At 38.5% G+C, this 15385-nt stretch carries 14 protein-coding genes; 4 read left to right on the top strand and 10 right to left on the bottom strand.

Features of this window, described 5'->3' with window-relative positions; all coding sequences use genetic code 11:
* Window positions 1-4: 4 nt before the first annotated feature.
* Complete coding sequence (locus J1N10_RS05475; RefSeq protein WP_262325674.1) at window positions 5-838, bottom strand: outer membrane protein assembly factor BamD; 834 nt, start codon at window positions 836-838, stop codon at window positions 5-7.
* Window positions 839-1201: 363 nt separating this feature from the next.
* Here J1N10_RS05475 and J1N10_RS05470 point away from each other — a divergent pair, with 363 nt between their 5' ends.
* Window positions 1202-2455: an aminotransferase class I/II-fold pyridoxal phosphate-dependent enzyme gene (locus J1N10_RS05470; RefSeq protein ID WP_262325673.1), complete on the top strand. Its 1254-nt coding sequence runs from the start codon at window positions 1202-1204 to the stop codon at window positions 2453-2455.
* Window positions 2456-2525: 70 nt separating this feature from the next.
* Here the strand turns inward: J1N10_RS05470 and J1N10_RS05465 are convergent, their stop codons facing one another.
* The 7 genes from J1N10_RS05465 to J1N10_RS05435 all read right to left on the bottom strand — a co-directional run bounded on the left by J1N10_RS05465 (window position 2526) and on the right by J1N10_RS05435 (window position 7903).
* On the bottom strand, window positions 2526-3356 hold the full coding sequence (locus J1N10_RS05465; protein ID WP_262325672.1) for a hypothetical protein: 831 nt from the start codon (window positions 3354-3356) through the stop codon (window positions 2526-2528).
* A gap of 2 nt (window positions 3357-3358) precedes the next feature.
* Window positions 3359-3976 carry a cytochrome b/b6 domain-containing protein gene (locus J1N10_RS05460; RefSeq protein WP_262325671.1) on the bottom strand — a complete coding sequence of 206 codons (618 nt, stop codon included), beginning with the start codon at window positions 3974-3976 and terminating at the stop codon, window positions 3359-3361.
* Between the two features lies 1 nt (window position 3977).
* Complete coding sequence (locus J1N10_RS05455) at window positions 3978-4922, bottom strand: cytochrome c3 family protein (RefSeq protein ID WP_262325670.1); 945 nt, start codon at window positions 4920-4922, stop codon at window positions 3978-3980.
* An 88-nt stretch (window positions 4923-5010) separates the two neighbouring features.
* Window positions 5011-5424: a c-type cytochrome gene (locus tag J1N10_RS05450; protein WP_262325669.1), complete on the bottom strand. Its 414-nt coding sequence runs from the start codon at window positions 5422-5424 to the stop codon at window positions 5011-5013.
* A gap of 20 nt (window positions 5425-5444) precedes the next feature.
* Window positions 5445-6323: a DUF5777 family beta-barrel protein gene (locus J1N10_RS05445; RefSeq protein ID WP_262325668.1), complete on the bottom strand. Its 879-nt coding sequence runs from the start codon at window positions 6321-6323 to the stop codon at window positions 5445-5447.
* Between the two features lie 11 nt (window positions 6324-6334).
* Window positions 6335-6715 (bottom strand): hypothetical protein, encoded by a 381-nt coding sequence (locus tag J1N10_RS05440; protein WP_262325667.1) that lies wholly within the window; start codon window positions 6713-6715, stop codon window positions 6335-6337.
* A gap of 69 nt (window positions 6716-6784) precedes the next feature.
* Window positions 6785-7903, bottom strand: coding sequence for a hypothetical protein (locus J1N10_RS05435; protein WP_262325666.1), 1119 nt, complete (start codon window positions 7901-7903; stop codon window positions 6785-6787).
* A 349-nt stretch (window positions 7904-8252) separates the two neighbouring features.
* Here J1N10_RS05435 and J1N10_RS05430 point away from each other — a divergent pair, with 349 nt between their 5' ends.
* A complete protein-coding gene (locus J1N10_RS05430) occupies window positions 8253-8951 on the top strand; it encodes a Crp/Fnr family transcriptional regulator (RefSeq protein WP_262325665.1) in 699 nt (232 codons plus the stop codon).
* Between the two features lie 5 nt (window positions 8952-8956).
* Here J1N10_RS05430 and J1N10_RS05425 read toward each other — a convergent pair whose 3' ends face one another.
* Together J1N10_RS05425 and J1N10_RS05420 are read right to left on the bottom strand one after the other, a co-directional pair.
* Window positions 8957-11332, bottom strand: a complete 2376-nt coding sequence (locus J1N10_RS05425) for a DUF5686 and carboxypeptidase regulatory-like domain-containing protein (RefSeq protein ID WP_262325664.1) — start codon at window positions 11330-11332, stop codon at window positions 8957-8959.
* A 94-nt stretch (window positions 11333-11426) separates the two neighbouring features.
* On the bottom strand, window positions 11427-12314 hold the full coding sequence (locus J1N10_RS05420) for a pseudouridine synthase (protein WP_262325663.1): 888 nt from the start codon (window positions 12312-12314) through the stop codon (window positions 11427-11429).
* A 277-nt stretch (window positions 12315-12591) separates the two neighbouring features.
* On the opposite strand from J1N10_RS05420, the gene glmM reads away from it, so the two are divergent.
* On the top strand, window positions 12592-13974 hold the full coding sequence (glmM, locus tag J1N10_RS05415; protein ID WP_262325662.1) for a phosphoglucosamine mutase: 1383 nt from the start codon (window positions 12592-12594) through the stop codon (window positions 13972-13974).
* A 113-nt stretch (window positions 13975-14087) separates the two neighbouring features.
* Entirely contained in the window at window positions 14088-15383 is a 1296-nt protein-coding gene (locus J1N10_RS05410; RefSeq protein ID WP_262325661.1) for an efflux RND transporter periplasmic adaptor subunit, read from the top strand.
* Window positions 15384-15385: the final 2 nt, after the last annotated feature.

The raw sequence follows: 15385 nt of genomic DNA, 5'->3' as shown, positions 1-15385 counted from the left end.
ATTTTTAATTTACTGCAACTTCTGTATTATATCCTTTTAGCATCTTATCCGTATCTGCAAAGATACGATCTGCTTTCTTTCTATACTTACCTTCTGGAAATTCATTGACAAATGAATAGTATTCATCCAATGTATCGCGTACACGATCTTCTTTCTTTTCTTCCACACTATTCACCGCCTGAATGTATTTCGATTCCAAAATCAAGAATGATAATTCTTCTCTATATTTTGTATCCGGAAAATCTTTCAAACTATTCTGCGCTGCAATAACCGCCGATTGGTAGTTATTACCCATATAGTCACCTAAATTGTAATACAGCTTTGCATTCAAATATGATTTAAATACTAACTTATCACGCAACTCATCCATTAAACGCGTCGACTCCTCTACGCGCGCACTGTTAGGATACATATTAATAAATAACTGAAATTCCTGAATAGCATCCTCAGTTGTTGTTTGATCCAAACGTGGCTTTGGTGAACGCATATAATAACAATAGGCACTCATATACTGACACTCCTCAGCATAATCACCAGCTGGGAAATTTTTTACATATTCGCGATAATAATGACCTGCAGTCAGATAATCATTTAAGCCGTACAAACAATTAGCATATGTATAATTGACTTCTTCAGCCTTATCTGTACCCCGGTAAATGTTTACCAACTGGCCCATCAAGGTTGCAGCACGTGTATAATCTTCCTTCTCATAATAGTTCATCGCTTCGGTATACCAAAGTTCATAATCCTGACTTTTCAGCAGCTTTTGGTATTTACTACAACTCGTTCCTACAAGTCCTAACACGGCAACTATAAACACTAAGTATTTCAACTTCATATATTTGAATATTATGAGATTCTCGTATTACAAATAAGAACAGATAATTAAAACTGTTTTTACAACGTGCAAAGATAATCTTTAGTATTAAACCTCACAACCCTCTGTTTGATATATTCAACGAGCACAACAGTTTGCATCAATCATCCATTACATTTCCTCAACAAACGAAAAACATGGCAACAAAAGCACTCTACCAACACACATCACCTACCTAACAACCTCTTAACCTGCACATAACACAAACACAAACCCATCTTTATTCTCCAACAGACTTTCATCCTATCTTTTTTAACAAGGTTTCTTTCAAAAAGATAAGATAAAACATTACATTTGCTGCGAAAATTTTAAAAGCTCAGTATAGTGGATATTTTCAATAAGATAAAAGAACACATGGGGCCTTTAGGCCAATATGGTAAAGAAGCTCATGGTTATTTCATGTTTCCTAAGCTAGAAGGGGAAATTAGTCCAAAAATGAAATTCCGTGGAAAAGAAGTACTTACATGGAGTTTAAACAACTACCTTGGTTTAGCTAACCACCCAGACGTACGTAAAGTAGATGCTGAGGCAGCTGCTGACTACGGTATGGCCTACCCTATGGGAGCTCGTATGATGTCGGGTCAAACAAGTAAGCACGAAGAATTAGAAGCTAAGCTTGCTGAATTCGTTCATAAAGAAGATGCATACCTGCTTAACTTCGGTTACCAGGGAATGGTATCAATTATCGATACCTTAGTAAGCCGTAACGATGTTATTGTGTACGATTCTGAATCGCATGCATGTATTATGGACGGTGTTTTCTTGCACAAAGCTAAAGGCGGTAAGAGCTTCGTTTTTGCACACAACGAAATGGATAAGTGCGAAAAGATGCTTCAATTCGCTACCAAGCGTGTAGAAGAAACAGGTGGTGGTATTCTTTTAATTACTGAAGGTGTATTCGGCATGGCCGGTGACCTTGGTAACCTTAAAGATATTGTTGCGCTTAAAAAGAAATATAACTTCCGCATTTTAGTTGACGATGCGCACGGATTCGGTACTATGGGTAAAACTGGTGCTGGTGTGGCAGAACATTTTGATGTAGAAGATGAAATTGACGTTCACTTCAGTACATTTGCTAAATCAATGGCAGGTATTGGTGGTTTTGTTGCCGGTACAGAAGAAGTGGTTAATTATTTACGTTACAACTTACGTTCTCAGATTTTTGCCAAATCATTGCCAATGCCAATGGTTTACGGTGCCTTGAAACGTTTGGAAATGTTACGTGACGAACCTGAGCACAAAGCAAATCTTTGGAAAGTGGTTGAAAGATTACAGTCAGGTCTTAAAGATGCTGGATTTAACTTAGGCAAAACTGAATCACCAGTTACGCCAGTATTCTTGGAAGGAAATGTAGCTGAAGCCACTCAGTTAACAATGGACTTACGCGAAAACTACAACATTTTCTGTTCAATTGTGGTTTATCCGGTAATTCCTAAAGACCAGATTATGCTTCGTATTATCCCTACAGCTGTTCACACAATGGAAGATGTGGATTATACCATTAAAGCATTCCGCGAAGTTCAGGAAAAATTGAAAGACGGAAAATATAAGAGCGATAAGATTGCCAGCGTCATCTAATTTCTCTTTAACAGGTATAAAAAAGGGTAATCTGAACAGATTACCCTTTTCTTATTTCTATAACTCAAAGTTAATATCTAAGCCGAATCAATAAACTTACAATTAACAGACCTAAGCTTATATACTTTAATTCTATCCAGCGGTCAAAAACCAGGCTTAAATCAACCAAACGATTCATCTCAACCACTTCATCAACCTGCTTCTTTAATCCAATAACCCAACCTTTTAGACGGTAATCGGTCTCATTGTCAATCGCCACATCTTTAAAGTCCTGAACCGTATTAAACAAACGCACCATGGTTTTATCAATACCATCTTCGACAGGTAAAAGTTTAATAGCAAATGGTAAACGATAAAATTTACCATCAGTATCTTCTGCTTCAAACAAAGCTCTTTCTTCTCCTATGCGCATCGACAGCTGATAATAATCGCGCTGCGTCACAACCGTTGAATAACAAAAAAGAAGAAAAGAGAGCATCACAACAATTGGTGCCCAACTCTTTTTAAGACTGCTTAGTTTGGAGGCAATAAAAGCCCCTCCACTCAAAAAAACAAAAACAAATAAAAAGAACCCCGGCGTTGCCAAAAGTATATTGATGAAAAGACTGCCTATACCATTAGGCCATATAAAAACAATCAAGGCCAAGGCTCCAAGTGCCATAAACGACGGTAAAATAAGGCCAATATTAGTGGCTTTTAAACGGACTGATTCGGACAACATTCCGAGCGCCATGCCAACTCCGGCTAACAGTACAACAAAATAAAGGTTTTGCGGCCAAACCAACTGCACAATGCCCAAAACACCAATAACCGGATTTAAGGCATAGCCAACCAAAACAATTCCCAACATAATGAGGACACCCCATAAGTATCCTCGTAGCTTCGATATTTCATCCATCATAATTAATGTGCTTCGTGATACCCGTTAATAATGCTTTTAAAATTAGAAAAGAAACTGGCACCCATTGTTGCAAAATACAAGTGAATAACCAAAAACAGGCTGGCTAAAAACCCAGCTGATGCGTGCAACAGTGCGGTTAATAAGGTTCCCCCGATTCCAAAGAAGTTATCGATAATGACCTCTGGAAACATCAGCGGCAAGCCGGTTATTATCAACAAGGGATAAAGTACAAAAAGAACGACTACATAGGTCACCTGTTGCAGCGGATTAAATTTTGCCTCTTCCTGCGTTGGAAAAGGTGCCTGCTCACCTCTGAATACTCCAAATGCATAATATCTCATTTGCATTATTAAACGCGCCGGCAATCCTTTCAATTCTATTTTATAGTGCTTTCGGTTTGAAGTAAAAACAAACAGCACCAGAAAACACAAATACAATAAAAACAATCCTAAACCTGCTATATTATGACTAGTTACTGCAACATTAAATGGTAACAGTGGCACATTCGGATTGGAGTACTGCATACTTAATCCTGAGACCAGCAGAACAAGAAACAACAAGGCATTTAATACGTGCCAGATTCGAACCCACACGGGGTATAAATATAATTTTTCACTCATCTTACTTTCTCTTTATCATGATTATACGCAGCATAAAATGAATAATTAAACCAACAACCAACAATCCAAATAAACCAATACTGACATAATTTAATGTTTGATTGCGGTTGGCTCCGATAATATACCCTTCGTTTAAAACAACGGCATTCAGAAAACCAGATTCGGCCCTACTTTCTTTAGCCCTGTGAGCATACAACGATTCCATTAATACCGAATTAGTACTATGACATTGAACACAATTTCGTAAGGCCTCTTCTTTAGGAAGAATATTGTGAGAAATCAATATGTCGGATTGCACCTTGGTATGACAATCGATACATCGGACTTTATTAAAGTGCCTGGCCTGATTAGGCAACCATGCATGTATTTCATTGATGCTTTTAGGTTCATCGTCGGACAACAAACCGTACTTGAACTTATTATCATGACAGCTTAAACACATGTTATTGCTCATGTTCACCACCTCCACAATTGGTTTGTCCTGACGCAGCGCGAGCTCATAGCCATGGGCATCGTGGCACATCCAGCAATTAAAACGCTCATCGGATGCTTTGTAGTGGACGCTTTCCATAAAAGCCGCCTCAATGCCTTCAAAATTAAATTTGGCGAATGTTTCGTCACCGCCATGGCAATCCATACATTGATATTTCTCTTCAAGCCGCAATTCACCACTGTGCGGAAATGTTTCATAATCCATCGAGTGACAATCGATACAGGCAAACATTTTATGCACAGACGTGTGTAACTTCACACTATCGATGTGATGAAATGGGTTCAATGGCTTTCGATCGGTTTGCCCAGTCCATTCATTAGGATATTCATAAAAAACCTGCCCATGGCATTTCAAACATTGGCTGTTATCTGCTATATCCTGCCCTTCCACGTAAGCCACAAGACCAAGCATTACAACGAAGCTTATCAGTTTATTTACCTGTGTTTTAACCATTGTAATATTCACTATTAGATAAAACAAAAAACTGCCAGCAAAAACTAGTAAGCTTTTGTGCGGGCAGTTTATATGATTGGCGATTCCTTTATTTTTTAAGCGTACGGATGTACGTTACAATTGCCCAACGATCTTCGTCATCAGGAATTTTCTTTTCAAAATTTGGCATTTCATCGCGCCCAATAAATGACTGATAGTAGATAACACCATCTTTACTAGCCTGAAATTCAGCACTAGTAAAATCACCTAAATCAGCATCAAGACTACGTGCCTTAGGACCATTACCCTGACCAATATTACCATGGCATGATTTACAATGACGCGAATAATTCATTTTACCAATTTTAATCATCTCAGCATCGTCAGCTGCCTGTGGGTTTTTCATACTCTGGTATTTAGCCGGAATATCCCATGGCTTTTTCTCCTGTACAAAAGACATCAACACAAAGCTTAAAAGCACTAATGTACAGCTCACTATAACAGACATTTTCAACTTTCTCATATCATCAGTTTTTATCATTTTTAGAAATTCCACAATCGTGTGATGTTAAATCCAAATCGTATGCTCTTACTATCAAACTCACTCAGGTTATACATATATAATTCTTGCGGTAAAATACCTAAACCGTTAGTAAGGAATATCTGGAAAGCATGCGTACTGGTCGATACTTCGTACCCGATTGAGAAGTGTGGCTTGGGGTGATCGGTAAAGGAAGTATGCTGCGAAATACTTTCAATTTTGAGCGGAATCCCTAACTCAAGTGTTAACGATGATTGCGGGCTAAATTTAATTCGACCACCGAACCCCAGACCTATTTTATCGTTATCCAACAAGCTATCGACCGAATTATAGTGCGTAAAATTAGCACTTGCCTGAACCGATAACCAATCGTTAACTTTTCGACCTACAATCACCTCTGAAAAGTATGATAGTCTGTCTGAGAATTCATAATCGACACCAAACACAGCTTCTTCTCTGGCATCGATGGCTGCGTTGCCATAAAAAGTTAAGCTCACCGGCATGGTATTCTCACGCGTTTGTTCAAATACCGTGTATTTAGCCTGAAAATCCTGGTATTTCTTTTGACTACTGGTTCCGTAACCAACCACCAGGTTATCCAATATTGAATAGTTAAAACCAATTCTGATATTTGCTCCTGGTGCCATCACTCCAAAAACATCACTAATACCGTTATCGATAGTACCAAAACGGTGGCTAATCACCATCTCAAGGGTGTTTTTATACTGAGTAATACTGGTTTGATGATTAACCAAGGTGCCAGACTCCCACGGTGAACGCACCGGCTTATCAACTTTCTTTTCCGTTTGTTCTTCTTCCTGAGCCATTGCAAAGTGACCAGAAAACAAAAACAAAACAATAAGATATATAAGTTTTTTCATTGTAATCGTTTTTAGTTATCCTCTGCGCCTTGCTCAATCCAAGTCGTAATTATTAACTTTTGGTTACTCACATAAGTATAGTCGGTATGCAAGCCACCACTTCCAGGCACAGTTACTATCTTACTGTTATCGGCATTTTCAAAGTCCAGCAAACCATTACCAACAAGCGACTGATAGGCTTCACCCTGCTGCAAACTGAACAATCCACTTCCATTGTGACAATTGGTGCAACTTTGGCTTGTCCAAATGGGTTCAACCTGTTGAGTAAAACTAATTGGTTCCTCCGGGTCAACAGGTTCCCCTGTATCGGGTGTGATATATTTATAGTCGCAACTCGTCGCAGCAATAGCTACAAGCATTACAGAAGCGAAAAATATTTTTAATGCTTTCATATGACCTATTTAGAGTGTTAAACAAAAACCTGAATGGCTATACGCATGATAGCCATTCGAGTGGTTTTATTAATTAGTTCCTAAATATGTCCTGGCAGCAATAATCAAGCTTTGGGTATATTCGTTATTATGAATTCCATAACTATGATCATTTTTAACAAGAGCAAAGTTCCAATAGGCAGCCAGTTGCTGATGCGTCCAGGTTCCTCCGAGTAAATGACCATCTTCATCAATCATCGGAATGGCTAATAAATCAGCCTTCAATGCGTCTAACAACACTTCATTTGCTGCCATAATACCAGGTAAGTCAATGGTTGCGCCTCTCTCAGTATGACATTCATCACAAGCCGTAAAGACTGGCTCACCATCAGTTCCGGCCATATTCATTGAATGCCCTCCAACATAAGAACCATAATTTCCGGTTAAGGCATTGAATGACATATGACAACTCTTACAGCTATGGTGTCCTTTAGTTCCCGAAGGTACTGTTGGATCTGTTGTGCCTATATATCCACCTACACCTCCAAAAATTGCACCCTGAGTACCATAATGAGGCCCCCAATGCCCCGCAGCACCAGCAGATATCTCAAATGTCCCATCTAAGCTTGGATCGGGCTGTGAAGTACCACGGTGCCTTGGCTGATGACATTTAATACAAGTATTACTTAAACCATCAGGATCTGCATATTGACTTGTACCATCAACTTCAAGATTAGCAAAAACGTTGTTCTCATTTTCGTTAAGAAACATATTCACAGCGTCGGTATAATGCAGAGTGTAATCTTCGCGCGTGTAGCTTGTGTGAATTTGGTGACAAGTATAACATGACATGGCTGCCGCCTCTGGATGAGAACCTCCAAAATTAGTTCCATCTTCAACAGCCTTCATAAAACCATTATGTGAATGACACATTGAACAGGAACCACCAGCATAGTTGGCATATCCCACATGCTCGGCTCCTCCGGTAAAATGCAAAGAATGTTCGAATTGAGCTGTTTTTATGGCTAGCTCGTTATCATTTGTATGACAGGAGATACAACCAGCAGTACCATCTATACCATTGGTGCCGTCAATACCATTAGTTCCGTCAGCTCCGGGAGGCCCCTGAGGACCTTCTTTTGTACAGCTGGCAAAAATTACAGCGAACACCATAACTAACAGCTGAATGATTTGTTTATTTCTTTTCATAACATTGGACTTAAAATTAACTTCATCAATTCTTCTTTTCTCCTTTGAACAATTTTAATCATTCTGAACTAGATTAGCACGATGTAAGTTATACGCGTATAAAATGATGAAAATCAACGAAACACATCTATAAACCTCATTATGTGGTATTTAAGTTTCCATTTTTAATTAAAGAAGATTATATCTATTTAAATTCAATCCAACTAAAGAAAACACTTATATCACTGATTTAATATACCTTTAAACTATACATCCATTAAACAATCACCAACTCTGTAACGTTAGCTATTTGGTATCTATTTAAAAATAGATTACTTTCATAAACTAGTAATAGCTAATTAAGTACCGTATGACCATTAGAAACAATAAACCCTCTGAATGTGACAGATGCCACGTTAAATTTATAGGATTTGAAAATCTTAGTCATGATGAATTGAGTGCTTTCAAAGAGTCGCACTGCAAAGTGCAATACCAAAAAGGAGAAACACTTATAAAAGAAGGTACAAGATGCAACAATATTATTTGCATCAAAAGAGGATATGCTAAGCTTTACATTAAAGGTCTTGAAGACAAGTCGATTATTATTAAAGTACTTAAAGAGGGAGATTTCATTGTCAGTCCAGGCTTATTCACCGATAATCTTAACCATTTTTCAGTTAGTGCCCTCACCGAAATGGATACCTGCCTGATAAGTGTCGACGCTTTTACAAATGCATTTAGAAACAATGTTAGTTTTGCTGAAAGTGTATTGAAATTAAACCATGGCATTACAAATGATTTATACAGTCAATTAATCAACTTTTCGCATAAAAAGATGACAGGCAGAATTGCCAATACGATCATTTACTTATCGGAGAAAATCTATAATTCACGTAATTTCTACACCACCCTAAGTCGTCAGGATATGGCTGATTTATCAAGCGTTTCAAAAGAAAGCCTGATTAGAGTTCTGAAAGACTTTAAGGAAAGCGGCATTCTTTCAGTAACAGGTAACCACATTGAAATAACATCACCTAAAACACTTTACAACATTAGTAGAGTTGGATAAGCGCACTAAAAAGCAAACTCGAGGCCTAACTTAAAGGCCCAGTTATCGGCAGCATCTGGTAATCGATAAGCTCCATATCGGTAATGAACTGATAAACCGTATTGGAAGATAAAGTTTGAAAACAAATTCTTGAGGTATAATCCAGATTCATAGTACCCTTTATTAATGGTTGAAACCCCGTTGGGGGCATTGCCCAATGCCACATTGGTACTTAAAACAATTTCTGGCTTGATACGATTATCATTATTTAGTGCTAAAGGGATTCCATGAGTAAAGTATAAAGCCGCAAACTCACTGGCTCCAAACTCATTTAGACGCATTGTTCCGAATGTATAGGGCACCAGAATCGTAAATGATTTATAGCCACCCAAGGCACTGTATAGTAATGTGCTTGGATAATCACCTGACAAATAACCACCCTCTATGCGAATGGTGGTATACATCGAATTAGTATAATTGAACTGCTTATGTATCCTGGATTCAAAACGGCGATATGAATATTTTTCTTCTGCAGAATTTCCATCACCAAGTGAAGCATTTACCCATATAACAGGCCAATTGGTACCATTAGAAATCATGCCAAAAGGTGAACTAACAAATGTTTCTTTATTGGCCCATTTGAATTTCACACCAGTTTCTTTTAAATCAAAGGATTCAGCAACAGCATCATCATTCATATAGCGATACGCTTTTTGTGGTGCAATATCGTATTGAGAATAGTACATCCCGGCTTTAAAAAACTTTAAGAAACGAAAATCAACACCAGTACTCCAGCCTTCACTCAAATCCATTGTTTCAATCAAAAAGCGTTTAAAGCGCTCCGTCGAAAGTGATTTAGAGGCATCCATAAACTCGTATGTTCCGGTAGCGTATACATCATCTTTATAATTGAAGTAGAAACGGTTGTCTTTATTTTTAAAAGGTGTTAAGTTAAACTTAAAGCCGTACTTGCTTCTCTTATCGCCAAAACCATATGTATAATACCCACCCGTTGAAAAGTTCTCCGATAGTTCGGGACTCGTATAAATCCCTGCTCCTAACTTAAGTCCTTCAAAATCGTTATAGTCAATCAGCTTCGATAAATCGAGCTGGAGGTATCCCATTGGCAAATAGCCCTTCAGCAGCGAAAGTTGCGTTTTTATTAAAGCATCTAAATGATTTCTCCTACCAATGCTATCTAAAATATGGTAGGTTATAGAGTCGCGTGCTGTCAATGGTTCATATCGGAAGTTATCAACACTTGCCGAGTGTTTCGATGAAGCAATATCTTCCATCACAACATTATCAAACTCTTTGGCATCAAACTGGCGATTTGTATTAATGGCTGTCACATAACTTTTCCCCGTTCCAACCAAAGGAAAAGGAAAGCGACGTGTCGCTCCGAGGCTTCCAAATTCCAAACTGCTTTCTAACTGTTTGGGAAACCATAAACCATTATTAGTTGGCTGGTACTTTTGACGAATAAACAATCGCATCCCATTTTCGGTACCTGCCGTTGTGGCCGACACGGTATTAATAGCCATTGACTGTCCATCAATGTGAAAGGCTCCGGTCATGCCCCTGAAACTTTTATCGGCTTTGGGACGATACGATATATAAAACACAGAATCACCAGCAGTATTAACATATGTAGCTTCCAGAATAAACTGATAAGATGACAAACCTGCTTTGGAAGCCGGATTTAGATACATAAACCCCAATAATTTAATGTATTGATCGTAAAATGAGAAAGGTTGTAACATCACCGGAAAAGAGGCCAATAAAGGATCTTTTAATCCACTGACCCGCCCTGATATAACCTTTTCTTTACCAACTCCTTTTTTTAAGTGTTTCTTCTCCGACACCGATTCAAACAGAAACATGTATCCTTCAGTATTTACACCCAATGAATCTTTGAGCTCTTTTATTTCTTCCTGGCTTAATTCAGCTGGCCACTCAAAATCGAGGGTCATTTTATGATACATGATGCAGCTAAACGGATCATAATTATCCGGGTTATGCCGATGCCTGTTTTCTACAACTTGTCGCATAACCTTTAAGGCTGGATTCTCTGACGGTAGGACATCTACAGCCGGCAGACTGTATTTGAGAGGACTAAGCCTGATTTTCCCATCATCTGCTAAGTCTTTAACCGAAATTACCTCAAGCTCGTAGCCCAAGCAACTCACCCTTAAATCCCTTACATAAACGTTGGTGTGAATTTCAAAGCGACCATCTATATCAGTCACTGTGCCTGCCCCTTCGCTGTATACGACGTTAACAAAAGCGATAGGCTGTTCAGTTTTAGCATCAAGTACCTGTCCTTTATACACTTGAATCTGCGACCACGAATAAAAACAGGTCGCCATCACTAAAAACAAAGTACCTAATATCTTTCTCATACATCAGCCAGCTATGGTTTACTCTATCGAAATTAAAAAACTGAATTGGAAATAAAAAAAATCCCCTGCTATTCAACATTAACAGGGGATAATATTATTTAAGCATTCCGGCTTTTAAACGCGTTACTTCTTTATCTGATAAATAGCGCCATTTACCTCGTGGCACATTCTTTTTGGTTAATCCCGCAAAATAAACGCGATCCAATTTCATCACCTTATAACCCAAGTGTTCAAACATACGGCGCACAATTCGGTTACGACCAGAATGAATCTCAATACCAACTTGTGTTTTATCTTCTTTCTCTACAAAACTAATGGCATCGGCATGAATTGGTCCATCCTCCAAAGTGATTCCTTGTGCCAACTGATCAAGATGACTGGCAAATACTGGTTTATCCGTAAATACATGGTAAATCTTTTTAGCATTGTATTTCGGGTGTGTCAACATTTTAGTCAAATCACCATCATTGGTTAGCAAAAGCAATCCTGTTGTTTGCTTATCCAGGCGTCCTACCGGATAGATGCGTTGCTGACAGGCATCATCAACTAAATCCATAACTGTATGCTTGGCATGCTTGTCCTCAACCGTAGTTACAAATCCTTTTGGTTTATTCAACAATACATAAACCTTTTCCTCCGGATTTAACCGATTACCATTGTATCGAACATCGTCTTTAAAGCTAACTGTTGTTCCCAGTTCTTTTACGACCTTAGCGTTTACAGTAATCTCACCTTTTTCAATCAACTTATCAGCATCTCGGCGACTGCAAACCCCTGAATTGGCAATATATTTATTTAAGCGCATGGTATCTTTCACCACGGGCACTTTGCTTTCTTCTGCTTTCTTTAATGGCTTACGGTGCGAAAACTCCTGCTTATTTTCTTCATCACCCTTGCGTTTAAACGACTTTCTTTCGTCTCTTTCAAACGCTGGCTTTCCAAATTGCTTCTTTCCGCCCTTTTTATTAAAATCTCTGCTCATTCTATAATCTGTTACCTCATTCACACACAAACATTTGCATGTGGCTCTAAATAATTCTGCAAAGTTGATAAAAAAGTGTTGAAAAAGAGACGATTCAATTAAAAATAAAAACAAAATATAAAATGAAAGATTTTTAATTTACCATCAAGCATAAATAAAAAGCTTTCGAAAGAGTCATATTTATGCAATATGCTTATTTAAAATGTTTCGTAAGAAAATATTGGCTTTTTAAAAAATATCAACCAAATTTGCATACTCATATAAAAATGATTGAATTATGACCTTAATAAAATCCATTTCCGGAATCAGGGGCACCATTGGTGGTCGCTCAGGAGAAGGGCTTTCTCCTTTAGATGTAGTAAAATTTGCATCGGCCTACGGCCAATGGACTAAACAAAGACACAACAAACGTATTAAAGTAGTAGTTGGTCGCGATGCCCGCATCTCTGGCGAAATGGTTAATAACCTGGTAATCGGCAGTCTTCAGGGACTTGGAATCGATGTGGTAAACATTGGTTTAGCAACCACTCCAACAACCGAAATAGCGGTTACCAATGAAAAGGCGCATGGTGGAATTATTTTAACAGCCAGCCACAATCCTAAGCAATGGAATGCGTTAAAGCTTTTAAATGAAAAGGGTGAATTTCTGACTGCTGCTGATGGAGCTGAAGTACTAAAAATTGCTGAAGAAGAAAGCTTTATTTTTGCTGAAGTGGACGATTTAGGTCAGGTCACAACAAACGATACTTATAATGCTTTTCACATCCAGCATGTGTTAGACCTTAAAATGGTGGATGTTGACGCCATTAAAAGTGCCAACTTCACGGTTGCTATCGATTGCGTTAACAGCGTTGGTGGCGTTGCTATTCCGGCACTATTAAAAGCTTTAGGTGTTAATAACATTATTGAATTGTATTGCGAGCCTAATGGCCAGTTTCCACACAACCCAGAGCCATTACCTGAAAACCTGACGGAGATTTCAAACGTGATTAAGGATAAAAAGGCAGATGTTGGTTTTGTGGTTGACCCTGATGTGGATCGTTTAGCCATCATTAACGAAGACGGTTCGATGTTTGGTGAAGAATACACACTTGTTGCTGTGGCCGATTATTTGTTAACTCATAAAAAAGGAAACACGGTTTCTAACCTTTCTTCATCGCGTGCTCTGGCAGATGTAACGCGTGCTCATGGAGGTGAATACGAACCCGCTGCAGTTGGTGAAGTAAACGTGGTTGCCAAAATGAAAGAGAACAATGCTGTCATTGGTGGCGAAGGTAATGGCGGCGTCATCTATCCTGAAAGTCATTATGGACGTGATGCATTAGTAGGTATCGGCCTTTTCTTGACGCATTTGGCTAAAAAAAGCATCACATGTTCTGAACTACGAGCGCAATATCCTGAATACCATATTTCGAAAAATAAGATTGAACTGACACCTGAAATAGATGTGGATGGTATTTTAAAAAGCATCGAGGATAAATATAAAAACGAAGACATCAACACTATTGATGGTTTGAAAATTGATTTTCCTGATAAATGGGTACAGTTGCGAAAATCAAACACTGAACCAATCATCCGCATATATGCCGAAGGACAATCGATGGCTGCGGCTGATGAATTGGCACAGACGATTATTAGCGATATCAAAGCGCTAATATAAAGTTAGTAGTTAACAATATTTAACAATAAGCTCGTTAATAAACGGGCTTATTTTCGTTTATATCTATAACTTTTTAACTATAATCGTAGTTCTAAACCCATTGGAATAAAAATATGAATAAGAGAATCTACTTTAGCTTGGCAATTATTGTCATTCTTGCACTTTTTTTTCTGTTACCCTCTTCCAATAATTCAGATATCTACCTGACTACCAAAATCAAAAAAGGAAAATTCATCTCAGAAGTATATGCAACGGGACAGTTACAAACCGAGAATTCTGAATTGATTGTTTTGCCTAAAGAGATGTCGAGCCGAAATATTGATTTGTACGAGATAAAAATCACGCACATCATTGAGGAAGGCACTGTTGTTGACTCGGGCAGCTACGTGGCTACCCTTGACCATGCTGCTGTTGAGGAGCTGAAAACCAAAGCTAATGACGATTTAGAAACAGCATTAAATGCCTATGAAGATGCTAAAATAGACACCAACCTCAACTTAAGCACTCTGAGAGACGAATTACTTAATGCCGATGTGGATTTAGAAGAGAAGAAACTGATACTGGAACAATCGGTTTATGAATCGCCAGCTGTAAAACGACAATCGAAACTGGACGTTGAGCGTTCACAGCGAGATCTGGAACAGAAAAAACGAAACTATACGCTTAAACAAAAGCAGGACGAATACAAGGTGTATCGCGCTTACGAAAAGGTAAAGAACAAACAAAACAAAGTGGACGACATCAACAAGCTTTTTAAAGTACTGGATGTTAAGGCTCCAAAACCAGGCCTGGTCATCTATAGCTTCGACCGCTTTGGAAAGAAAATTAAAGCCGGCTCAACCATTAGTCGCTGGAGATCCAAAATTGCCGAACTGCCTGACCTGAGTTCCATGATTTCAAAAACATTCATCAACGAAATTGATATATCGAAAATCAAAGTGGGTCAGAAAGTAAAAGTAGGTATTGATGCTTTCCCGGAGAAATCGTTCGATGGAGAAGTTGTAACCGTTGCCAACATTGGCCAGGTTATCCCCAATGGCGATGCTAAAGTATTTGAAGTTACCATCAAAGTACATGGAACCGATAAAGATTTGCGACCAGCCATGACCACCAGCAACGTTATTAAGACCGCCTCGCTGGAAGAAACACTTTATGCACCTATTGAAGCAGTATTCAATAATGATTCGCTCAGCTACGTTTTCGTTAAAGAAGGAGCCGGAGACTATCGAAAGCAAATAATTCAGACCGGCATCACCAATGAAAATCATGTTCAGATACTGAAAGGGGGAACCGAAGGAACAGTTCTACTATTAAATGAACCCAACGTAAGTGAAGATTTACCATTTGAAGGCATTGATATTTACCAGCAGATAAGTGCGGAAAAAGACAGTACCAACGTTAACAAATAATG

The organism is Carboxylicivirga litoralis (genome assembly GCF_025499605.1).
Classification (GTDB): domain Bacteria; phylum Bacteroidota; class Bacteroidia; order Bacteroidales; family Marinilabiliaceae; genus Carboxylicivirga; species Carboxylicivirga litoralis.
This window is presented reverse-complemented; position numbering and strand designations above follow the sequence as displayed.

Coding starts and splice junctions, on each gene's coding strand:
- J1N10_RS05475 (WP_262325674.1), bottom strand. CDS start 838: ATGAAGTTGAAATACTTAGTGTTTATAGTTGCCGTGTTAGGACTTGTA.
- J1N10_RS05465 (WP_262325672.1), bottom strand. CDS start 3,356: ATGATGGATGAAATATCGAAGCTACGAGGATACTTATGGGGTGTCCTC.
- J1N10_RS05460 (WP_262325671.1), bottom strand. CDS start 3,976: ATGAGTGAAAAATTATATTTATACCCCGTGTGGGTTCGAATCTGGCAC.
- J1N10_RS05455 (WP_262325670.1), bottom strand. CDS start 4,922: ATGGTTAAAACACAGGTAAATAAACTGATAAGCTTCGTTGTAATGCTT.
- J1N10_RS05450 (WP_262325669.1), bottom strand. CDS start 5,424: ATGAGAAAGTTGAAAATGTCTGTTATAGTGAGCTGTACATTAGTGCTT.
- J1N10_RS05445 (WP_262325668.1), bottom strand. CDS start 6,323: ATGAAAAAACTTATATATCTTATTGTTTTGTTTTTGTTTTCTGGTCAC.
- J1N10_RS05440 (WP_262325667.1), bottom strand. CDS start 6,715: ATGAAAGCATTAAAAATATTTTTCGCTTCTGTAATGCTTGTAGCTATT.
- J1N10_RS05435 (WP_262325666.1), bottom strand. CDS start 7,903: ATGAAAAGAAATAAACAAATCATTCAGCTGTTAGTTATGGTGTTCGCT.
- J1N10_RS05430 (WP_262325665.1), top strand. CDS start 8,253: ATGACCATTAGAAACAATAAACCCTCTGAATGTGACAGATGCCACGTT.
- J1N10_RS05425 (WP_262325664.1), bottom strand. CDS start 11,332: ATGAGAAAGATATTAGGTACTTTGTTTTTAGTGATGGCGACCTGTTTT.
- J1N10_RS05420 (WP_262325663.1), bottom strand. CDS start 12,314: ATGAGCAGAGATTTTAATAAAAAGGGCGGAAAGAAGCAATTTGGAAAG.
- glmM (WP_262325662.1), top strand. CDS start 12,592: ATGACCTTAATAAAATCCATTTCCGGAATCAGGGGCACCATTGGTGGT.
- J1N10_RS05410 (WP_262325661.1), top strand. CDS start 14,088: ATGAATAAGAGAATCTACTTTAGCTTGGCAATTATTGTCATTCTTGCA.